12 protein-coding genes are annotated in these 20,596 nt (G+C 70.4%); 8 read left to right on the top strand and 4 right to left on the bottom strand.

Annotation, left to right across the window (positions count from 1 at the left end; translation table 11 throughout):
- Positions 1 to 136 precede the first annotated feature (136 nt).
- Complete coding sequence (locus ACFQO7_RS33555; protein ID WP_376810148.1) at positions 137 to 1,864, top strand: cellulose binding domain-containing protein; 1,728 nt, start codon at positions 137 to 139, stop codon at positions 1,862 to 1,864.
- Positions 1,865 to 1,952: 88 nt separating this feature from the next.
- On the opposite strand, the gene ACFQO7_RS33560 is transcribed toward ACFQO7_RS33555, so the two are convergent.
- Complete coding sequence (locus ACFQO7_RS33560; protein WP_376810149.1) at positions 1,953 to 2,900, bottom strand: LysR family transcriptional regulator; 948 nt, start codon at positions 2,898 to 2,900, stop codon at positions 1,953 to 1,955.
- Positions 2,901 to 3,097: 197 nt separating this feature from the next.
- Here ACFQO7_RS33560 and ACFQO7_RS33565 point away from each other — a divergent pair, with 197 nt between their 5' ends.
- The gene (locus ACFQO7_RS33565; RefSeq protein ID WP_376810150.1) at positions 3,098 to 4,369 is read left to right on the top strand and encodes a M64 family metallopeptidase; all 1,272 of its coding nucleotides are present in this window, start codon (positions 3,098 to 3,100) and stop codon (positions 4,367 to 4,369) included.
- A 44-nt stretch (positions 4,370 to 4,413) separates the two neighbouring features.
- Here ACFQO7_RS33565 and ACFQO7_RS33570 read toward each other — a convergent pair whose 3' ends face one another.
- Positions 4,414 to 6,930: a copper-translocating P-type ATPase gene (locus ACFQO7_RS33570; protein WP_376810151.1), complete on the bottom strand. Its 2,517-nt coding sequence runs from the start codon at positions 6,928 to 6,930 to the stop codon at positions 4,414 to 4,416.
- A gap of 171 nt (positions 6,931 to 7,101) precedes the next feature.
- Here ACFQO7_RS33570 and ACFQO7_RS33575 point away from each other — a divergent pair, with 171 nt between their 5' ends.
- From ACFQO7_RS33575 to ACFQO7_RS33600, 6 genes are all read left to right on the top strand, one after another.
- A complete protein-coding gene (locus ACFQO7_RS33575; protein ID WP_360531923.1) occupies positions 7,102 to 7,425 on the top strand; it encodes a metal-sensitive transcriptional regulator in 324 nt (107 codons plus the stop codon).
- A 366-nt stretch (positions 7,426 to 7,791) separates the two neighbouring features.
- Entirely contained in the window at positions 7,792 to 8,004 is a 213-nt protein-coding gene (locus ACFQO7_RS33580) for a heavy-metal-associated domain-containing protein (protein ID WP_376810152.1), read from the top strand.
- On the top strand, positions 8,001 to 8,972 hold the full coding sequence (locus tag ACFQO7_RS33585; protein WP_376810153.1) for a hypothetical protein: 972 nt from the start codon (positions 8,001 to 8,003) through the stop codon (positions 8,970 to 8,972). Before ACFQO7_RS33580 ends, ACFQO7_RS33585 begins: the two co-directional genes overlap by 4 nt.
- A complete protein-coding gene (locus ACFQO7_RS33590) occupies positions 8,972 to 11,227 on the top strand; it encodes a heavy metal translocating P-type ATPase (protein ID WP_376810154.1) in 2,256 nt (751 codons plus the stop codon). The genes ACFQO7_RS33585 and ACFQO7_RS33590 overlap by 1 nt, the downstream gene beginning before the upstream one ends.
- Before the next feature lie 229 nt (positions 11,228 to 11,456).
- Positions 11,457 to 11,630 carry a DUF1295 domain-containing protein gene (locus ACFQO7_RS33595; protein WP_376810155.1) on the top strand — a complete coding sequence of 58 codons (174 nt, stop codon included), beginning with the start codon at positions 11,457 to 11,459 and terminating at the stop codon, positions 11,628 to 11,630.
- Positions 11,631 to 11,941: 311 nt separating this feature from the next.
- A complete protein-coding gene (locus tag ACFQO7_RS33600) occupies positions 11,942 to 12,883 on the top strand; it encodes an alpha/beta hydrolase (protein ID WP_376810156.1) in 942 nt (313 codons plus the stop codon).
- Between the two features lie 17 nt (positions 12,884 to 12,900).
- On the opposite strand, the gene ACFQO7_RS33605 is transcribed toward ACFQO7_RS33600, so the two are convergent.
- Positions 12,901 to 13,686, bottom strand: a complete 786-nt coding sequence (locus ACFQO7_RS33605) for a hypothetical protein (RefSeq protein ID WP_376810157.1) — start codon at positions 13,684 to 13,686, stop codon at positions 12,901 to 12,903.
- A gap of 100 nt (positions 13,687 to 13,786) precedes the next feature.
- Positions 13,787 to 20,125 (bottom strand): RHS repeat-associated core domain-containing protein, encoded by a 6,339-nt coding sequence (locus ACFQO7_RS33610; protein WP_376810158.1) that lies wholly within the window; start codon positions 20,123 to 20,125, stop codon positions 13,787 to 13,789.
- Positions 20,126 to 20,596: the final 471 nt, after the last annotated feature.

The following is a 20,596-nucleotide window of genomic DNA, read 5'->3' on the forward strand; positions in this document are numbered from 1 at the left end:
GGCGACTACGGGCTGCTGCCCTACCGGCCAGGCCTGCTCACCCTGCAGCGCTGACATCGCGAGTCGTGCCCTGCCGGACCGGACCGGCAGGGCACCCGATCAGCACACCGGCCAATCATGTCCGAGGAGGGACCCCATGATCAGACGCAGAATCAGCCATACCGGGCTCGTCACGGTCGGCGCGGTGCTGCTGGCGTCAGCCGCGGTCGCCGTGGCAGTGCCGGTGTCGGCCGCGGCGGGCTGCGCGGTGAGCTACGCCGTGTCGTCGCAGTGGGCGGGCGGGTTCGGCGCCGCCGTCACCGTCACCAACCTCGGGGACCCGGTTGCCGGTTGGACGCTGACCTGGTCGTTCGGCGCCGGCCAGACGGTCACGCAGGCATGGAACACGACATTGACCCAGAGCGGTGCCGCGGTCACGGCCAGAAACGTCGACTACAACGGCTCCGTCGCGACCAACGGCACCGTGTCGTTCGGCTTCAACGGCTCCTGGTCCGGCAGCAATCCCGCTCCTACGGGGTTCGTGCTCAACGGGACGGCCTGCACCGGCGGCGTGGTGCCGACCACCTCGCCGACGGCGAGCGCGAGCGCGTCGCCCAGCGCCTCACCCAGCGCCGTCCCGAGCAGCTCACCGAATGTCGCCCCGGACATCACGGTGGACACCGCCGGCCGGTACCAGACTATCGACGGGTTCGGGGCCGCGACGTCGATCTGGGGCGGAGCCTGGTCTACCGCCGAGACGCAGACGCTGGTCGGCCTGGGCCAGAACCAGCTCGGCCTGTCGATCGTGCGGACCGGCGTCTCCCCGGTCTCCAGTGAGTGGTCGACGCACGTGAACGCCCTGAAGACCGCGAAGTCGTACGGGTCGGGGCTGAAGATCCTCGCATCGCCGTGGACCGCGCCCGCGGCGTGGAAGACCAACAACAGCCGGGTCAACGGCGGCAAGCTGAGGACCGACTACTACGACGACTACGCCAACCACCTGAACAGCTACGTCCAGTACATGCGCGGCCAGGGTGTGCCGATCGACGTCACCTCCGTACAGAACGAACCGGACTGGCACCCCGACTACGACTCCATGGACTGGAGCGGCACGGAACTGCAGACCTTCGTCTGCACCCAGGGCGCGAGAGTGCAGAACACCAGGCTGATGGTCGCCGAGGCGGTGAACCTCAACTACGGCTACACCGATCCGACCCTGAACGACTCGTGCGCCCGCAACAACATCGGCTACATCGGCGGCCACCTGTACGGGACCGAGTCCTCGGGGCGGCTGGCCCCGTACGCGCGGGCCGCCCAGTACGGCAAGCCGGTGTGGATGACCGAGTGGAACTTCCACGAGGCCGACGGCAGCGGCTCGAACATCTGGGGCAACCCGGCCAACCTGGCGGTCTGGAACGAGACGCTCGACGACATCATGCGCACGGTGCACAAGTCGATGGAGTCGAACTGGAGCGCCTACATCTGGTGGTACGGCAAGCGCTACTACTCGTTCATCGGCGACGGCGAGTCCGCGTACGGCACCACGGCCGGGGCTCCGCTCAAGCGCGGTTACGCGTTCTCCCAGTACGCCAAGTATGTCCGGCCCGGCTACCAGCGCATCGGTCTGACCAAGAGCGCCAAGGCCGCGCCGCTGGAGGTGACCGCCTACCAGGGCGACGGGAAGATCACACTGGTGATCCTCAACCGGTCGTCCAGCACCGTCAGCAACGCGGTGATCCAGGCGCCTGCGCAGGTCGCGGCAGCGGCGCACTACCTGACATCCCAGAACGCCAATGCGGCCGGCCAGCCGGTGACCGTGAACGGGGGTCGGGTCACCGTGACCGTCGGCGCGCGCAGCATCTCCACGGTGGTGCTGACCCTCTGAGGTTCCCGCGCGGATCGTGGCCGTCGGGTGGCTGGGCTTCGGTCCGTCCACCCGACGGTGCCGTCGCCGGCCCGGTCGGCTCGCGGAACTACCCGCCGGACTGCCCGTGCAGCCAGGCCTGGTAGTGCGGGCGGCGGCCCGCGTAGGCCCAGTACGCCTCGCGGGCCAGGCGCACCAGCCCGTCGAACATGTGCGCCAGCGGGCCCTCGTCGCGGCAGACCAGCAGGTGCCGCATCTTGACGGGATCACCCGCCAGCGGCCTGACCACGACACCGTCGGTGCTGTCGAAGACCGCCTGGCAGGCGGCGATCGCACGCCGCGTGGCGATCAGCTCGCGCAGCGGCTGCGCGTCGGCGACGGTGTACAGCACGCGCGGCCTGAACCCAGCCTGCTCGCAGGCCACGAGGAAGCAGTCGGGCCAGCCGGAGCCGTCCGGCGGGCTCAGCGCCCAGGGTTCGTCTGCCAGCTCGGCCAGGTCCACCCGGTCAAGGCCGGCCAGGCGGTGCTGGTGCGACATCGCGACGAACACCGGTTCCACCGCGACGACCTCCGCCAGCACCGAGACCGGCTGGCGCAGCGGAAACCCCGGGTAGTCGACCGTGGCGACGGCGTCCAGCCGGCCGGCCAGCAGCAGCTCCCACAGCAGGCGGGGCGAGTATTCGGTGGTCAGCCGGACCTCGGCTTCGGGCAGCAGGTCGCTGAGGCGGTCGGCCAGGCCGACCGACACCGCGCCGGCGATTCCGCCGAGCCGCACGACCGGCCGCTGCGTCGACGGGTGCCGGCGGACGCCACTGCGTAGCTCGTCCATGGCCAGCAGGACCCCGCGGGCGCGGGTGAGCAGGTACTGGCCCAGCGGAGTCGGGGTCACCCCGCGGCGGCCGCGCAGGAAGATCTGCGCGCCGAGTTCGCGCTCCACCCGCTGCAGCTGCGCGGTGAGCGCGGGCTGCGAGACGCCGAGCTGGGCCGCGGCCTTGGTCAGGCTGCCGGAGTCGGCGATCACACACAGCGAATGCAAATGGCGCAATTCGAGCTCCACCAGCGGCACGTTATGCCAACCCGGGCCTGCGGGGAAGGCTGCGCGGGGTGCAGCCATCACGTGGCGGTTATGGCACCTCGGGATTGCCGGTGCGGGGCTGCCGGGCGGCACAGTGAGACGCCATCCACGCACCGTCATCGATGTCTCTGGTTCGGCGACGGCGGGCGTTTCCGTACCAGCCCTCGAAGGAGGCGCCGATGCGCCGAAGTCCCCTGCCCCTCGCCGCGACCGCGCTGCTGTCGGCGATCCTGACCCTCACCGCCGCGCCCGCCGCCGCCGCGCCGCAGGACCGGCAGTGGCGGGAGGTGTTCTCCCCCGACGGCACCATCGCCACCATGCTGCTGCCCGCCGAACGCACCACCACGACCAGCCCCGACAGCCGCGCCGCGGCGGCCGCTGCCGCCACGGTGGCGATCCAGGACACCGGGCCGCCGAGCGAGCGCTTCGACCTGGTCATCGTCGGCGACGGGTACACCTCGTCGGAGATGGGTCTGCTGCGCCAGCACGCGCAGGCCAAGTGGGACGAGATCGCCGCGACCGCGCCGTGGAGCACGCACCGGGCGTCGGTCAACGTGTGGCTCGTCGAGGTCGTCTCGGCGCAGTCCGGTGTGGACAATGACCCGACCCAGGGGATCAGCCGCAACACCGCGCTGGACATGTACTTCTGGTGCGGCGGCATCGAGCGGCTGCTGTGCCTCAACGAGACCAAGGCCAAGCAGTACGCCGCCCAGGCTCCCGCCGTCGACGCGATCGTCGCGGTCGGCAACACCACCAAGTACGGCGGCGCGGGGTATCCGAGTCTGGCGACGGTGTCCGGTGGCAACGCGCGGTCGGGGCAGATCGCGATCCACGAGCTGGGCCATTCGGTGGGCGGGCTCGCCGACGAGTACTGGACCGCGGGCACCACCTACACCGGCGCCGAGCCGCGCGAACCCAATGTCACCAAGTCGTCGGGCTGCGCAAAGTGGTCCTCATACCTCGGCCGGGCCACCCCGGACGGCGGGGTCATCGGCTGCCACCAGGGCGGGCACCAGTTCGCCAACGGGATCTACCGGCCCTCGCAGGACTCGCTGATGCGTACGCTGGGCAAGCCGTTCAACCTGGTCGGCCTGGATGCGATGGACCGGGCCATCCGCGCGAAGATCGGCGGCGGCGGCGGGTGCACCGGATATCAGAACACCCGGACCGGCAGCCTGTCCGGCGGCGGTTCGGCGTACCAGCCCGACGGCACCTACTACTACACCGCGGCGTCGGGCACGCACCGTGCCTGCCTGGACGGTCCCACCGGAGCCGAGTTCAACCTGCAGTTGCAGAAGTGGAACGGCTCCGCGTGGACCGTCGTGGCCAGTGCCGCGACCGGCGGCTCCGACGAGGTGCTGACCTACAGCGGCACCGCCGGGTACTACACGTACCTGCTGCAGTCGGTGTCGGGCTCCGGTTCGTACACCTTCGCCTACAGCGCACCGTGACCGGTTGCGGGGGCGCCGCCGGGCGCCCTCGCGACGCGGTGCGTTCAGCCGCCCGTGGCGGGCCTGGCCTGCCGGGCCGGTGGCCTGCGGCGGCGCAGCAGCAGGGCGTTGAAGGTGACGATGATGGTGGAGGCGCTCATCAGCAGGGCCGCCCACTGCGGTTGCAGCAGGATGCCCAGGCTCGGGTACAGCACGCCGGCGGCGACCGGGATCGCGAGCAGGTTGTAGATCGCGGCCCAGAACAGGTTCTGCTTGATCTTCTTGCGGACCGCGCGGGCGGTGGACAGGGCGTAGCCGACGTCGGCCGGGTTGTCACGGATGAGCACGACGTCGGCGGTCTCCACCGCGACGTCGGTGCCGGCGCCGATCGCGACGCCGATGTCGGCCTGGGCGAGGGCGGGGGCGTCGTTGACGCCGTCGCCGACCATGGCGACCTTCGCCCCGGACCGCTGCAGGGCGGTGATGTGGCCGGCCTTGTCGGCGGGCAGGACCTCGGCGATGACGGTGTCGATGCCCAGCCGGCGGGCGACGGCTTCGGCGGTGGAGCGCTGGTCGCCGGTGAGCATCACGGTGCGGACCCCGGTCCGGTGCAGTTCGGTGATCGCGGTGCGGGCCTGGTCGCGGATGGGGTCGGCGACGGCGACGACGCCGGCCGGCCGGCCGTCGGCGGCGACGTACATCGCGGTCTTGCCGTCGGCTGCCAGCGCGGCGGCCTGCGGCTGCAGCCGGGAGACGTCGACGCCGTCGCGCCGCATGAGCCGGGCGTTGCCGATCAGGACCTGGCGTCCGGTGACGGTGGCCGCGACGCCGTGGCCGGGGATCGAGTCGAACGCCTCCGGCGGGGTGACGTCGAAGCCGCGCTGCCCGGCCGCGTCGACGATCGCCGCGGCGAGGGGGTGCTGTGAGGGCTGGTCGGCGCCGGCGGCCAGGCGCAGCAGGTCCTCGTCGGTGAACCCCGCCGCGGGCACCAGGTCGGTGACGGCCGGTTTGCCCTGGGTGAGGGTGCCGGTCTTGTCGAACACGACGGTGTCGATGCCGGCGGTGGCCTCCAGGGCGGTGGCGTTCTTGAACAGCACCCCGCCGCGGGCGCCCTGCCCTACGCCGACGGTGATCGCGGTCGGGGTGGCCAGGGCAAGGGCGTCGGGGCAGGCGATGACGATCGCCGACACCGCTGCGGTGAGCGCGAACCCGACACCGTGGGCGCCCCACAGCATCCAGGCGGCGAAGGTCAGCGCACCGGCGCCGAGCGCGACGTAGACCAGGTACTTGCCGGCCGTGTCGGCCAGGCGCTGGGCGGGGGCTTTGGACGCCTGCGCGTTCTGGACCATGGCGACGATGCGGGCCAGGGCGGTGTCGGCGCCGACGGCGGTGGCGGTGAACGTGAACGCGCCGGTGGTGTTGATGGTGCCGCCGACGACGGTGTCGCCTTTCTGCTTGGCGACCGGCACCGGCTCGCCGGTGATCATCGCTTCGTCCACGTAGGACGTGCCGTCGGCGACGGCGCCGTCGACGGGGATCTTCGCACCGGGCTTGACGACGATGACGTCACCGGTGACAACCTGGTCGAGCGGGATCTCGGTCTCGTGGCCGTCGCGGCGCACGATCGCCGTCGGCGGCGCCAGCGACAGCAGCGCTTCGACGGCGCGGCCGGTGGCGAAGCGTGAGCGCATCTCCAGCCAGTGTCCGAGCAGGCTCAGGGTGGTCAGCATCGCGGCGGCCTCGAAGAACACCTCGTGCCCGCCGGTGAGGGTCGCGCCGACCGAGTACAGGTAGGCGACGAGGATGCCGACGGCGATCAGGGTCATCATGGTGACCTCGCCGTAGCGCAGCGAGCGGGCGGCCGAGGAGATGAACGGCCAGCCGCCCCACCACACGACCGGGGTGGCCAGGATCAGCCCGAACCAGCCCATCGACAGCCCGAACGGTGGCTGCGACGGCAGGCCGACCGCCTCGCCGATCGGCGAGAACGCGACGATCGGGATGGTGAGGATGGCGCTGATGACGAAGCGGCGCAGCATCGAGTTGACCATGTCGGCGCCGTGACCGGCGTGCTCGTCGTGTCCGCCGTGCTGGGCATGGCCGCCGTGCTGGGCGTCGTCGTGGTCCATGGCGTGTTCGCCGTGGCGGGTGTCGGCACGCGCGGCGGTCATGGTGCCGGGATCGGCGCTGTGCCCGACGTCGTGGTGTGCGGTGTGGGACTCGGCGGCTGCTGCGGCGGTGTGGCTGGGGTGGCGGCTGTGGGCGTGCGGCTCGTCAGGCGTTCCGGCGGCGGGGTGGCCCGGCTGGCAGCAGGAGGCGTCGCAGTCGACGCACTGGCAGCCGTACCCGTGGCTGCTCAGTAGCTGCCGGATCGCGGCCGGGTCGGTGCGGTGTGGGTGGTAGGTCACGTGCACGACGGCACGGGTGCGGTCGGCATGGGCCGCGATGATCGCCGGTTGCGCGGTGAGGAACCGCTCGAGGGCGGCCAGTTCGGTGGCGCAGAAACAGAAGTCCAGCGCGACCTCGGCGACCCGGGTGCCCTGTTCGGGGCCGCGGTCGTGGTGGCCGGTGTGGTCGTTCATGTCGGTCCCCAATACCGTCTTCTCTGGATCCACTTCGGAACATACCCCGTGGGGGTAAGGGTCCGCCCGTGGTTCTGATCGTTCGATAGCCGCGGCGCGATACCCCGAGGGGGTATACGACCCGTGCCCGAACGCTAACATACCCCCCGGGGGTTTCGCTATAGTGGTGCCATGACGACGCAGACGCACCCCGCCGAGCCTGCCGCCCCGAGGCCCACCCGCGGCTACACCGCCAGCAAGGACCAGCTGCTGACCCGCATCCGCCGGATCGAGGGCCAGGTCCGCGGCATCGAGAAGATGGTCGAAGAGGACCGGTACTGCATCGACGTGCTCACCCAGATCTCGGCGATCCAGGCCGCGTTGGACAAGGTCGGGCTCGGCCTGCTCGACGGACACGCCCGCCACTGCATGCACGAAGGCGCCGAGCAGGGACGCGCCGACGAGATGGCCACCGAGATGATGGCCGCGGTCGGACGGCTGATGAAGCGCGGCTGAGCCGGCCATCGCGTCGTCGCGCGGCGGGCGCCCGGTCACGGGCGCCCGCCGCGGGCCGCTTACCGGAACCACTGGCCGGGCATCGCGGCCGGGAGATACCCGTCGGGGGTATCCGCGCTCACCCGCCAGCGCGGCTCCGGCCACCGCGACCACTCGTGCCCGCACGCCACAGCCGCGCCGTGGATCGCCCGGCCCAGGTGGTGTGCCTGGCGTCGCAGTCGAATGCCGCCGGAGTCGGCGGTTACCACCGAGGTCGGTGGGGCCGATGTGACGGCCGTCATGCTTATCGCCCGTAGACACCCCCCGGGGGTATGCTAAGTTGACCTCGACATACCCCCCTGGGGTATGCAGTCGAAGGGAGAGGCGATGGAGACCGTATACACCGTCAAGGGCATGACCTGCGGACACTGCGTCAGCTCGGTCAGCGCCGAGATCGGCAGGATCAACGGCGTGACCGGTGTGCGGATCGACCTGGCGACCGGTGCGGTCGCCGTGACCAGCACCGAACCTCTCGCCCAGGCCGCGGTCGCCGCCGCGGTCGACGAGGCCGGCTACGAACTGATCGGAGCACAGTCATGAACACCCCGCTCAAGCTGAGCCTGTTCGGGCTCGGCCTGGCCGCGGTGTTCGCAGCGTCGTACGGGGCCGGCCACCTGGCCGGCCCCTCCCCCGCCGCTGCGGACAACACTCACGTCTCACCCACCGCACACAGCGGCCACAACCCGGGACCGGCCGCCACCACGGCACCCGCGGTTCCCGGCGGGCTGCAGACCACGCAGGACGGCTACCGGTTGCAGCCGCTGACCCCCGCCCTGTCCACCGGCTCGCCCACCCCGCTGCGGCTGGCGGTGCTGGGCCCGGACGGCAGACCGGTGACCGCCTACACGCCGACGCACGACAAGGACCTGCACCTGATCGCCGTCCGCCGGGACCTGACCGGTTTCCAGCACGTCCATCCGACACTGGGCGCCGACGGCGTATGGCAGATCGACCTGAAGGCACCAGCGGCCGGGCAGTACCGCCTGTTCGCCGACTTCCAGCCCGCAGGCCGCGACCGGCCGCTGACCCTGGGCGTGGACCTGCCCGCCGCAGGCGACTACCAGCCGCAGCCGCTGCCGGCACCCGGCCGCACGACGACCGTCGACGGCTACACCGTGACCCTCGACGGCGACCTCGTCGCCGGGACGTCGTCGAAGCTGACCCTGACCGTGGCCAGGGACGGCAAACCCGTCACCGACCTGCAGCCCTACCTTGCCGCGTACGGCCACCTGGTCGTGCTGCGCGATGGTGACCTGGCCTACCTGCATGTGCACCCCGACGGTGCGCCCGGCGATGGCCGCACCACGGCCGGGCCACAGATCGTCTTCCACGCCGAGGTCCCCTCCGACGGGGCCTACCGGCTGTTCCTGGACTTCCAGCACGCGGGTGCCGTACGGACCGCGGCGTTCACGGCGGTGGCCGGGCAGGGCGCACCAGCAGCCTCGCCGGCGCCGAGCGGCCCGGCTCCCGCACCCAGCGCATCGCATGGACACGAAGGAGGGCACTGATGGGCACCGACAGCACGCAGCTCACCTACGCCACCCAGCGGATCGAGCTGTCCATCGGTGGAATGACCTGCGCCTCGTGTGCCGCACGGATCGAGAAGAAGCTCAACCGCATGGACGGGGTGACCGCGACCGTCAACTACGCCACCGAGAAGGCGTCGGTCACCTTCCCCGACACGGTGTCGGCCGACGACCTGATCGCCACGGTCGAGGCGACCGGCTACACCGCCGCCGTCCCGGCCACCGAACCCGAACCCGGGGAGGCGGGCGAGCCGGTCGACGAGCTGGCGGGGCTGCGGCAGCGGCTGTGGGTCTCGGCAGTGCTCGCGGTGCCGGTCGTGCTGCTGGCGATGGTCCCGGCGTGGCAGTTCACGAACTGGCAGTGGCTGTCGCTGACCGTGGCCGCACCGGTCGTGGTGTACGGCGGAGCGCCTTTCCACCGTGCCGCGTGGGTCAACCTGCGTCACGGCGCTGCGACCATGGACACCCTGATCTCGGTCGGGACCCTGGCCGCGTTCGGGTGGTCGCTGTGGGCGCTGTTCTTCGGCACCGCCGGCCAGCCGGGTATGACGCATCCGTTCAGCCTGTCGATCTCGCGCGGCGACGGCGGTGGCAACGTCTACCTGGAGGTCGCCGCCGCGGTCACGGTGTTCATCCTGGCCGGGCGGTTCTTCGAGGCCCGGTCCAAGCGCCGCGCGGGTGCGGCCCTGCGGGCGCTGCTGGAACTGGGCGCAAAGGACGTCACCGTGCTGCGCGACGGCCGCGAGCAGCGCATCCCGGTCGCTCAGCTGGCCGTCGGGGACCTGTTCGTGGTCCGGCCCGGGGAGAAGATCGCCACCGACGGTGTCGTCACCGACGGCAGCTCGGCCGTCGACGCGTCGATGCTGACCGGCGAGTCGGTGCCGGTCGAGGTCGGCCCCGGTGACCAGGTGGTCGGCGCGACCGTCAACGTCGGCGGGCGGTTGGTCGTGCAGGCGGGCCGGGTCGGGGCCGACACGCAGCTGGCGCAGATGGCGCGGCTGGTCGAGCAGGCCCAGACCGGCAAGGCGGCCGTGCAGCGGCTGGCCGACCGGATCTCGGCGGTGTTCGTCCCGATCGTCATCGCCCTCGCGGTGGCGACGCTCGGATTCTGGCTCGGCACGGGCAACGGCGTCGCGGCGGCGTTCACCGCCGCGGTAGCCGTGCTGATCATCGCGTGCCCGTGCGCACTGGGCCTGGCCACCCCGACCGCGCTGCTGGTCGGCACCGGCCGCGGCGCACAGCTCGGCATCCTCATCAAGGGCCCGGAGGTCTTGGAGTCCACCCGCCGCGTCGACACGGTGGTCCTCGACAAGACCGGCACCGTGACCACGGGCCGGATGACACTCGTCGACGTCGTCACCACCGAAGGCACCGACCGTGCGACGGCGCTACGTCTGGCCGGGGCCGCCGAGGCCGCCTCCGAGCATCCGATCGCGCAGGCCGTCGCCGCGGCCGCGGCGCAGGCAGGCGACCTGCCGGCGGTGTCGGGGTTCGCCAACAGGCAGGGCCTGGGGGTGACGGGAACCGTCGACGGTGTCGCCGTGGTCGTGGGCCGGGCAACGCTGCTGGCCGAACACGGCCTGGCCGTGCCCGCCGAGCTCGAAGCGGCGCGGCAGACCGCCGAACGCGACGGGCGCACAGCGGTGCTGACCGGCTGGGACGGCACGGCGCGGGCGGTGTTCGCCGTCGCCGACGTGGTCAAGCCGACCAGCGCGCAGGCGGTGGCCGGGCTGCGCGCGCTGGGACTGACCCCGGTGCTGCTGACCGGCGACAACACCACCGTCGCCACGGCGATCGCCGCCGAAGTCGGTATCGACGAGGTGATCGCCGAGGTCCTGCCGGCGGAGAAGGTCGACGTCGTCAAACGGCTGCAGGCACAGGGCAAGGTCGTGGCGATGGTCGGTGACGGCGTCAACGACGCGGCCGCCCTCGCCCAGGCCGACCTCGGTCTGGCGATGGGCACCGGCACCGACGCCGCGATCGAGGCGGCGGACCTGACCCTGGTCCGCGGTGACCTGATGGCCTCCGTCGACGCGATCCGGCTGTCGCGCCGCACCCTGGCGACGATCAGGACGAACCTGTTCTGGGCGTTCGCCTACAACGTCGCGGCGCTGCCGCTGGCGGCGCTGGGGCTGCTCAACCCGATGATCGCCGGTGCGGCGATGGCGCTGTCGTCGGTGTTCGTCGTGTCCAACAGCCTGCGGCTGCGCGGCTTCAAAACCGTCACCGCACGCTGACCCTCCTGCCGGTGGCGCCGCCGTACGGTGACGCCACCGGCTCATGCCGCGCAGGAGGGCGCCGGGAACAATGGGGGCACGGGGAGCCGACCGCGCGGGTGCGGCGGCTCAGCCCGGTCGGCGGGGCGCCGGCGTTCGAGGAGCGGAGGATGGACGTGGACCAGGTCCGGGCGGTACGTCCCAGTGATGAGGGGCCGCACGTCGGCCCGCAGACGCCCTCGGCGGCCCGATGAGCCCGCTCGCGGTGAACCTGGCGGTCAGCGCCTGCGCGGCGCTGGCGGTGGTGCTGGTGGCGTTCGCTTTCGGGGTGGTGCTGGGCCGTCACCGGGGCGTCGACGTCGCGTGGGGCCTCGGCTTCGCCGCGGTGGCCGTTACCACGTACCTGCTGTCGGCCGGCTCCTGACCCACATTCGGGTCCAGGGCGAACCGGTACGCCTGCACCACGAAACCGGCCCGCGGCTCGAACCGTTTCACGCCCACCAGCCCTCGCACCCGACAACCCGCCCGCGGCGCGAAGACCGCCCAAGGCAGGCAGGCAACACGCGAAGTACCACATACCGACAATACATGTCGCTACATCGCCGCATTCGCCAGCCGACCCCGCAGCGGTCACCAACCCCACTTCGACCTCAGACGGTCGCCACACATGACGACAATTGACTACGTCCGTCGACGAATACCGGAGCAGTTAGCAACCCCGACATCGGCCGCCCCGTGTTCTGGGGCGTGCAGGACCTGACCGCGGCCGTCCACGGCACGCCGCGCGACGTGCGCGTGTACTACCCGAGCTACGACGGCGCGACCGCGAGCGCCCCCATGCTCAAGCTGTGCCTGACGAAGTGGCCGGTGGTGCTGTTCCTGCACGGGCAGCCGCCGCAGGGCGTGTCGAACACCGGCTACCACGTGCGCTGGGAGCGGTTCGCGGCGGTGCTGGCCCGGTGCGGGTACGTGGTGGTGGTGCCCAGCCACACCGCGGTGCTGTCGCAGGGCGCCGACGACCCCGCCATCGCCGCGGCGGCCGCGGACCTGGCCTGGGTGCGCAACCAGTGGGAGCACCGGCGCTGGGTCGACACACGACCCGAGTCGACCGCCGTGGTCGGACACTCCTACGGCGGGGTGCTGGGCTCGCGGGTGGTGGCGGCCAACCCGGCGTTCGCCGCGTTCGCCAGCCTCGGCGCGCCGTACGCGGAACTGAACGACCGGCAGGCGGTGCTCACCGCGATCGGCCGACCAACGTTCTTCGCCTGGGCCGACGGCGACGGTCTCGGCCTGGCCTTCGAGGACCTGGACCGGCCGACGAAGGTCTGGGACGGCCTGCCCCAGCCCCGCTACGCGGCCGTGTACCAGGGCGAGCACTTCGACTACCTGCGCGCCGCCGACACGGGCTCGGCTCTTCGCGGCCCGTGTCCGCTGGTCGGCGGGGCGATGGCGGACCTGGTCGCGCTGTTCCTGTCCACGCATCTGCCGGTGCCGCTGGGCCGCACCCGGGTCGGCGACGACCTGAAACCGCCGCAGGTGGACCTGACCCCGGAGCAGGAGCGGTTCGCCGGGGCGCATCTGCAGGGCGTGGCGCAGTTCCAGGCGGCCCCGGGCTGCCGCCTCGACCTGCGCTGGAACCTCGACGGCCGGACCGGCTCCCGCCGCCTTGGCCCGTGACGGGTGAGCCGCGGCTGTCAGGTGTGGCACTTCACGCAGACGACGATCACGTCGTCGGGGAGTTCGGCCAGCATCGGCAGCAGGTCGCCCGGATGGGCGGGCATGTCGGCTCGATGCGGGCAACTCTCCCAGGTGTCGCAGCTGCCGTGTGTCGCCTGGCCGTCCTGCTGCACCCACCAGCCGTCCAGGGTGAGCAGATCGGTCCGATGCGCCGCGAGCCGGGCTGCGGTGGCCAGGAGCTCGTCGCGACCGGCGGCGAACAGCCGGGTCAGGTCCTCCCTGTAGCCGAGCACCGTTTCCAGCTGATCCCACGGGTGGACGGCCAGGAACTCCTTGACCAGCGGCTGGACCTCATAGCCGTGCCGCCGCGCCGCGATGTCGTCGAACAGGTTGATCAGACTGATCTCACCGAAGGTCTCCAGGGGCCGCGGCGGGGCGTACCGTGCCGACAGCTGCTGCCAGAGGTCACACATGTCGGCCGCCAGACCGACCATGTGGTCACGTGCCCCGGCCAGTTCGAGCGACCCGACCGGGCCGCCGGCGCACAGGCCCGCCCTGCTCGGGAGTGGCACGCCGTCGTACCGCGCCGCATCGTGCACCAGCCACGGGTCGTCCTCGGCGCCGGGGCGGATCCAGAATCCGCTGCCGTCACTGCCGCCGCGGATCGTCCACGAGTCCCAGATATCTCGTTCGTCCGGGTGACCCTGCATCGCCTCGAACGGTGCGAGCGCGTCCGCGATGGCGGCGTCGACCTCGTTTCGCCGGTGCGCGGGCAGGCACACCGTGACGCGGGTGGAGCCCATCTGATCTCCTTTCGGCGGCGTGGTCACCTTAGTCGAGGTCGCCGGGGCGGCTGGTGCGGGAGTGTCATCAGCAGGCACTGCCCGCACCAGCCGCCGTGCCTCACAGGCTGGGCACGATGTTTCCGTTCTCGTCGTAGCCCACCAGCGCTCCGGAGTTGACCCAGGTGGAACCGTCCCAGTTGTAGATGAAGCCATCGGCCATGGCCATCGGCTGGCAGGACGGTGAGAAACTTGCGCAGGCGATCATGTTCATCTTGATCGCGCGTTCCACCGGATCCTTCGTACCCAGCGCGTCACCGACCTGCCACATCTGGTAAAGGTCACCGACGACGCTGAGCTGGCCGAACGCGGAGATGGTCGCCGGTATCTTCGCGACGAATCGGGGAAGCCGGGGCGTGGTCACCCGCGCCCTGAGCTCGGTGGGACTGTTCAACTCCCCGGTGTCGTATCCCGTCGCCGGGTTGATGATCCGGACGTTCGGGTTTCCGGCGAATCGCTTTCTCAGTTCTTCGGCTTGCACATCGTCCGGCGCCACATAGATGACATTCTGCGTCTGTTTCTTCGCGCCCTTGTTCGTGTCGGTGCGCAACTTGTTCTTGATGTCGTTCTCGGCCCGGTTCACATCCTGCGCCTGGGTGAAGTCGTAGCTGTCCACGCTGACGACCTGGCCGTTCACGTAGGTGATCTTAACCGCGTCGGCCGTCGTTCCCGTCACGGTCGTCTGACCGTCCGCACCGGTGATGACGCCCTTCGGGTGCTTGATGACGTTCGACGTGTCGTCCTGGTGGACGAAGATCGAGCCGTTGCCGGTCGCCGGGTCGAGGTACTGTCCCGACTTCTTAAGTTGATCATTGGCGAAGTCCAGGCCGGCGTTCGCGGCGTCGTTGTCGCCGGTGGTGCGCAGGACGTGCGGAATCCTGTTCTGGTCGACGATCGTGTCCGCACCGACCCAGGTCAACGCGATGTAGGAAACACCCCCGCCGGCGACCTGCTTCTCGCCTGTCCGGTCGGCGTTGACGACGGGGTTGTTGCCCGCGTACGCATACCCGCCCAGCTCCCCCGGGGAGTTGGGGTCGATCAGCGGGTCGACGCTGATGAACCGCCCGACGGTGGCGTCGTATTCGCGGGCTCCCAGGTGCGTCAGACCCGTGGGGTCCTCGGTGGCGCCGAGGAAGCCTCTCCGGTCCGGCCAGCTCGTGGGGAGGTTCCCCCGCACCTTGCCGTAAGGGGTCGTCCGCCGCCACGTGATGGCGCCCGTCGCGGCGTCGACCGTGCAACTTGCGGTGCCGTGGTGGTCAGCCGCCTGGAAACTCACCCCGGCGTTGTTGCGAACGGCCACGGACCTGCCGACGAAGTTGTAGAACCTCGTTCCCGTCACCGTGGCGCCGTTGGTGGCCAGTTCCATCCCGGGCAGGAAGATGGTGGTGTTCCCACCCGGGTCCTTCCGCGCGATCCGGGTACCGTCGGCGTCGTAGACGTAGGTGGTCGCCAGGCCGCCTGGCGGGGTCGTCGACGCCAGCTGGCCCTCGGCGTTCCAGCTGAGCGCCTGCGACCCGGTCCCGCTGAGGCAGTCGTTGCCCGTCGGCACGTTCGGCCTGCACCTCGTGTTGCCGGCCGCGTCGTAGGTGTAGGCGAGGTTCTTCTGACCGGCGGGACCGGTTTCGGTGACGGTCCGCAGCGTGTGCGGCTGGGGTTGCCCCGGATCCGGGTAGCCGTACTCACGCCGGGTGTCGACGCCGCCGGTCACCGAGTGCTGCGTCTCGACCTCACGATTGCCCGCTTCGTCGAACGACCACGAGTGGTGGTACGGGGCGGGACCGCCGACTCCCGTCGCCGCGACTCCGCCGTCGCACTGCTTGGTGGCATCCCCGTGTGACCACGCCTCGGTCAGCCGCTTGACGTGGTCGTAGGCGAAGCACTGGATGTCGGTGCCGCCCGCGGTGGTCGACAGGTCCGCGATCGAGAGCACATTGCCGGCCGGGTCGAATCCGTAGCGCGCGTCCATGTCGATGGTCGCCACGCCCTGCCGGTCCAGCCTGGATCGGGTGAGCCGGTGGGTTCCCCGCTCGTACTCGTAGGACAGCCAGGCCTTCTTGCCGGTCCCGCCGGTGTGCAACTCGGCCCGGGTCAGCTGCCCGAGATCGTCGTACGTGGCCGCGGTGACGTAGCTGGTCGCGCCGGTCAGTGCCGTCGGCCGTAGCAGGTTGTCGTAGGTGGTGACGATCGACTCGGCCGGCAGTCCACCCGCTGCCGGGTATCCGATGGACTGAGCTGAACCGTCCGTGTTGAAGGCCGACGTCAGCTGGTAGGTCTTGCCGAGCAGGCTGCCGACGTCACCCGACGGGAACGTGTAATTGACCTTCATCGGTCGGTAAAGCTTGTCGCGCATCGCGTAGACGGTGTTGTAGTTGCCGCCGGCGGTGATGCGCTGCGAGTAGTGCAGCTGACCCTTGTTGCCGGCGAGCGAGTCGAACACCCAGGCGGCGAGCTTCGTGCCGCCGCCGACCGGACCCTGCCACATCTCGGTCTTCCGCCCGAGCTCGTCGTACTTGTACGACAACACGTTGCCGAGCTCGTCGGTCGAGGAGAGCAGCTTGCCCTCGTCGTCGTAGGTGTAGCGGGTGTCGCCGGCGTCCGGGTCCTCGACCCACACCTTCTGACCCCGCTGGTCGTAGTGGTTCACCCAGCGGGCGCCGCCCTGCTGGGTGACGGTCACCAGCGCCCCGTCCGGGGCGTAGGTGTAGCTGGTCACGTCCGCGTCGCCCGTCGGGCTGTCGCCGTGGTACTGGCGCAGCTCCGTGGTGTGCCCGCGGGCGTCGGTGACCACGGTCGTCGGGATGCCGCCCTCCGGCGGGTCGACGTGCGTGCGATCGCCCTCGTAGGCGGTCGTCGTCGTCCAGCGCGCATCGCCCGCCACCGCGAACGTGCCGGCGATCGGCCGGCCCGCCCCGTCGAAGACGATCGTGGTCCGGCCGTTGGTGGCGCCTTCGGGGGTGACGATCGGCGTGCCGCCCGGTGTTCCGAGGGCGGCGTAAGAATCATAGGTCTTCGCCGCCTGACCGGTGCCGATGTGGAAGGTGTCCGCCAGCAGCCACGTTCCGCCCGGCCCCAGGTCCTGCGCCTGGCGCTGCCGGAACATGCCGTCGAGCAGCTGGTAGCTCGGCCGATAGCTGCCGTCGTTGTTGATGCGCTCGGTGGTGACGACCGTGGTCCGGTCCGCGCGGATGTCGTAGCCGAACTTCATGGTCGGGGACGCGCCCTGCGCTTTGCTTCGATCCGCCAGCCACACCGAGGTAAGGCGGCCGAGCGAGTCGTAGGCGAGGTCCGTGCGGTTGTCGTTCATGTCGACGACGGCCGTGTTCGCCCCGAAGGCGGGATCCATCGTGGTGACGGTCTGGAAGCTGAACGGGGTCGGGCTGGTGGCCTTGACCTCTACCGTGAGTCCGTCGACCTCCGTGAACTGCGACGTGCTCACCCGGCCGAGCGCGTTCTTCGTCGCCGTCGGCCGGCCGTAGCCGTCGACAGAGACGATCTCCGACGTGGGGTGGTAGAGGATGTCGCTGCCGTCGTAGCGGTCCAGCTTCTCCGTCAGCGTCGGTGTTCCCTTGTCCGGACCTTGGCCCCAGGCGTGGAAGTCATAGCTGGTACGCGAGTCGGAGATCAGGTCGGTGCTCAGGTCGGCGGTGGTGGAGCAATTGACCGCGACCGTCTGGATGCGGGAGACGAACGTGTACATGTACGTGCGGTCGTTGTCGGCATACCAGGTGCGGGCGCATGTGTCGTCGCCGTGCTTGCCCGCACCGACCTCGCCGAGGTCGTCGACCTTGGTCACCCGGCCCCAGGTGTCGTCGTACGAGGTGACGGTCTTGGTCTCGCGCCAGGTCGGATTCCCGTCCTCGTCGTCCGGCATGGCGACGAGATTGCGAATGACGTTGGTGCGCACCATGACCGCTTCGTCATCGCCCCAGGTGCTGTCCCTCGTGTAGGTCACCCGCCGCCACGGCTGCTCGATGGACTTGGAGACGATCTCGGACCCGTTGTAGACGACGGTCTCCAGCTGGTGCCCGGAAAACTCGTTGTGGTCGGTGTAGCTGGTCCCCGTCGAGTCGGTGCGGGTCACGGCCGGGGAGGTGCCGTCGGGCTGCTTGCCTCCGCTCATGCCGCGCAGGAAGGTGTAGTCGACCCTTGTCGGCATCTGCTGGCCGTCCCCGGTCCGGACGGTCACCTGCGGGTAACCGCGCCAGTCCGACCAGGTGAGCTGATCGGTCTTGGTGATGCCGTCCGGCTCCGTCTTGCGCCAGCCCGCGCCGCCGGTGTACTCGTACGCGGTCACCATGTCGGGGTTCCCCCCGACGAGGTCATCTGCGACGACATTGGCGACGACGTACTTGTGGAACCAGTCGGTGACCTCGTCTTCGTCGTCGCCGCCCAGCGGGTTCCAGATCACCGGGAAGCAGCGACGGTCGGATGTGCCGGCAGCGGGGATGCTGTCCTTCGAACAGTCGGTCGGTGCGTAATTGACCGTGACCTGGGCGCCGGTGCCGGTCTTGACGCTCGACAGCCGGTAGCGGATCAGCGGGCCGAGGTTGTCGCCGGTCCTGACGATGCGGTTCGGCAGCTGGATGCCGTCGAGCTCGGTGGACGGCAGGGTGATGTCCGGGTCACCCCAGTGGCCCGTGTGTGTGATCTTCTTCAGCCAGAGGGTCCGCGAGTTGTCGTCGTTGACCTTGAACTCGTGCTCCAGGGCCCACGACTCGACCGGGGACCAGCCGGCGCCCTGCCGGATCTGGGTCTCGATGCCGGTCAGGCGCTTGCGGGTGAAGAACGTGGGCGAGCTCTGCGTCCACTCGCAGTGGGTGCCCGCCTTGCAGATCAGGTCTTCGGGCACGTCCGGCCAGGACGCGGCCGTGGCCTCCGTCAGGTCGTCCGGGTCGCAGTCGACCGCTCCGGCGGGAAGGCACCGTTCGGTGGTCTTGAACACGATCCGTGCCGGGGCGTCGGTGCTGTAGACCTGCTGGTCGCGCTGACCATAGTCGATGCGCGTGAGATAGCCCCCACGCTCGTACCGCGTGCCGTTCACGTCGGTCTTGCCGCTGCGCGCGTAGTGGTTGATCTCCGCGTCGTAGAAGTAGGAGATCACGTTGCCGCGCGGGTCGATCGCGTAGTCGAGATTCCACCGCCACGCCTGGTTACACCAGGAGTCGTCGAACCCGGAGGTCTTGTGGCACGGCTCGTTCGCGTCATCGCCGAAGACCGGGACCGTCCAGACGGACTCGGTCTCCTGCTTGGCGGCGGTCCAGCCGGGCAACCGGTTCTTACCGAAGAAATACTGGGTGCCGTCGGTCGTGGTGATCTTCCAGTACTCGCCGTCATCGTCGCCGTTGTTCGCGCCGGTAAGTCGCTCGATCTTCGAACCGTCGTCCTCGGACATCCGCCACAGGTCATCGGTGACCTTGACCAGGCCGCCGGACCGACCGGCCATCATCACGGTGCCGTTGTGGAAGGCCCAGCACTGCTCAGCCGAGCCGTCATGACCGTCGTCCTTGCACGGTTTGTAGCGGCGCTCGATGTAGCCAGGCTCGTAACTGAAGCCCTCGCCGATCCAAGAGCCCTGGTTGTTCGTCGCCGTGGTGCGACCGTCGACCGCCTGCGAGGCGTAGCCCAGGCCGGCAGTCGGGCTGAATCCGCCCGGGGTGCCGGGCAAGCGGATCGGGTAGGACCAGGAGAAACCGCCAGAGGCCGGCGCGACCGACCACGACGAGGACGGGGACAGCGGCGTGGCCTTGTAATCGCCCTGAGCGGACGCGTCGGCGGCGGCCATGGTGAACACCATCGACGCCGCATCGCCGGCGACGGCGTCGATGTCGGCGGACAGGACCTGCCGGCCGTGGTCGTTGACGGTCGGGAGCGGTGTCCGCGTCCGGCACTCTGGTCTGCCGGGCTCGGTCAGCGCGCAGACCGGCATGGCGACGAGGCGCAGCCGCGCGCCCCAGTCACCGCCGCGGGCGTGCGCGAACGTGCTGTAGCCGACTCGTATGGACACCTTCTGCGCGGCCTTGCCGCCGTCGGCACGAGACAGGCGGAACGCCGGTGCCTCGGCACCCAGCCGCTGCGTCGTCACACGGTCGAGCACCTGGACCCGAACCTGCTGTGGTGCGTCAGCCGCGCTGGGTCCGCCGCGCGCGACGCTGCGGGTCACGTCGAGCGGCAGGCCGCCCACCTCCTGCAGACCAGTCGAGGTCCAGGCCGCGTCGATGTCCGCGGTGCCACCGCCGGGCCAGGTCACCGCATCGGGCTTGCGCATCGCCTTGTCCGCGGTGGGATCCGGCTTGGCTCTGTCGGGCACCAGGCCGGTGCCGCGGGCGGCGGGTCGCTGAGCCGTGATCTCCGGTGCGCTTGCCTCTCCCACCGCTTGGGCCGGCACATGTGCCAGCGTCACCAGCAGCAGGGTCGAAAAGGTCGCGGTCAGCAGGCGGACCGCCTGACGTCGGGCAGGGCGTGATGGCATGGAGTGCTCGCTCACTGGTCGATACCGATGGTCGGCGATGGCGAAGCGGCCGGATGGGTTAAGCCCGGTCGCGGCCGAGAGGTCGTCACGGTGCCAGCACGGATCGCTGGCGTCTCCCCGGCCGGAGCCGGCACCACCAACAGGTCGACGGTCGTCACGGCTGCCGCGAGATCGGCACCGAACGACCTACCTCCACTCCGTCGACTGACGGTGAGAAGACCCCGCATGACTCAACCTCCAAGAACACTTGGAGTGGCACGCTAGGCCAAAGTCTGCGATCGCGTTGTCCCACGGCACCGCGGACGGGCCGTCCGGTGCACCCGCCGCCGAGTCAACACAGTCGATCTCCGCGACCGTCTGACGAAGCGCGATCACGGAGAGTGAATCGCTGCCGGCGAGACT

Source organism: Catellatospora aurea, assembly GCF_042663325.1.
GTDB lineage: Bacteria > Actinomycetota > Actinomycetes > Mycobacteriales > Micromonosporaceae > Catellatospora > Catellatospora aurea.

Excerpts from the sequence above, each read along its gene's own strand:
- ACFQO7_RS33590 (WP_376810154.1), top strand. The coding sequence starts at position 8,972 with ATGGGCACCGACAGCACGCAGCTCACCTACGCCACCCAGCGGATCGAG.
- ACFQO7_RS33605 (WP_376810157.1), bottom strand. The coding sequence starts at position 13,686 with ATGGGCTCCACCCGCGTCACGGTGTGCCTGCCCGCGCACCGGCGAAAC.
- ACFQO7_RS33565 (WP_376810150.1), top strand. The coding sequence starts at position 3,098 with ATGCGCCGAAGTCCCCTGCCCCTCGCCGCGACCGCGCTGCTGTCGGCG.
- ACFQO7_RS33575 (WP_360531923.1), top strand. The coding sequence starts at position 7,102 with ATGACGACGCAGACGCACCCCGCCGAGCCTGCCGCCCCGAGGCCCACC.
- ACFQO7_RS33570 (WP_376810151.1), bottom strand. The coding sequence starts at position 6,930 with ATGAACGACCACACCGGCCACCACGACCGCGGCCCCGAACAGGGCACC.
- ACFQO7_RS33595 (WP_376810155.1), top strand. The coding sequence starts at position 11,457 with ATGAGCCCGCTCGCGGTGAACCTGGCGGTCAGCGCCTGCGCGGCGCTG.
- ACFQO7_RS33580 (WP_376810152.1), top strand. The coding sequence starts at position 7,792 with ATGGAGACCGTATACACCGTCAAGGGCATGACCTGCGGACACTGCGTC.
- ACFQO7_RS33555 (WP_376810148.1), top strand. The coding sequence starts at position 137 with ATGATCAGACGCAGAATCAGCCATACCGGGCTCGTCACGGTCGGCGCG.
- ACFQO7_RS33585 (WP_376810153.1), top strand. The coding sequence starts at position 8,001 with ATGAACACCCCGCTCAAGCTGAGCCTGTTCGGGCTCGGCCTGGCCGCG.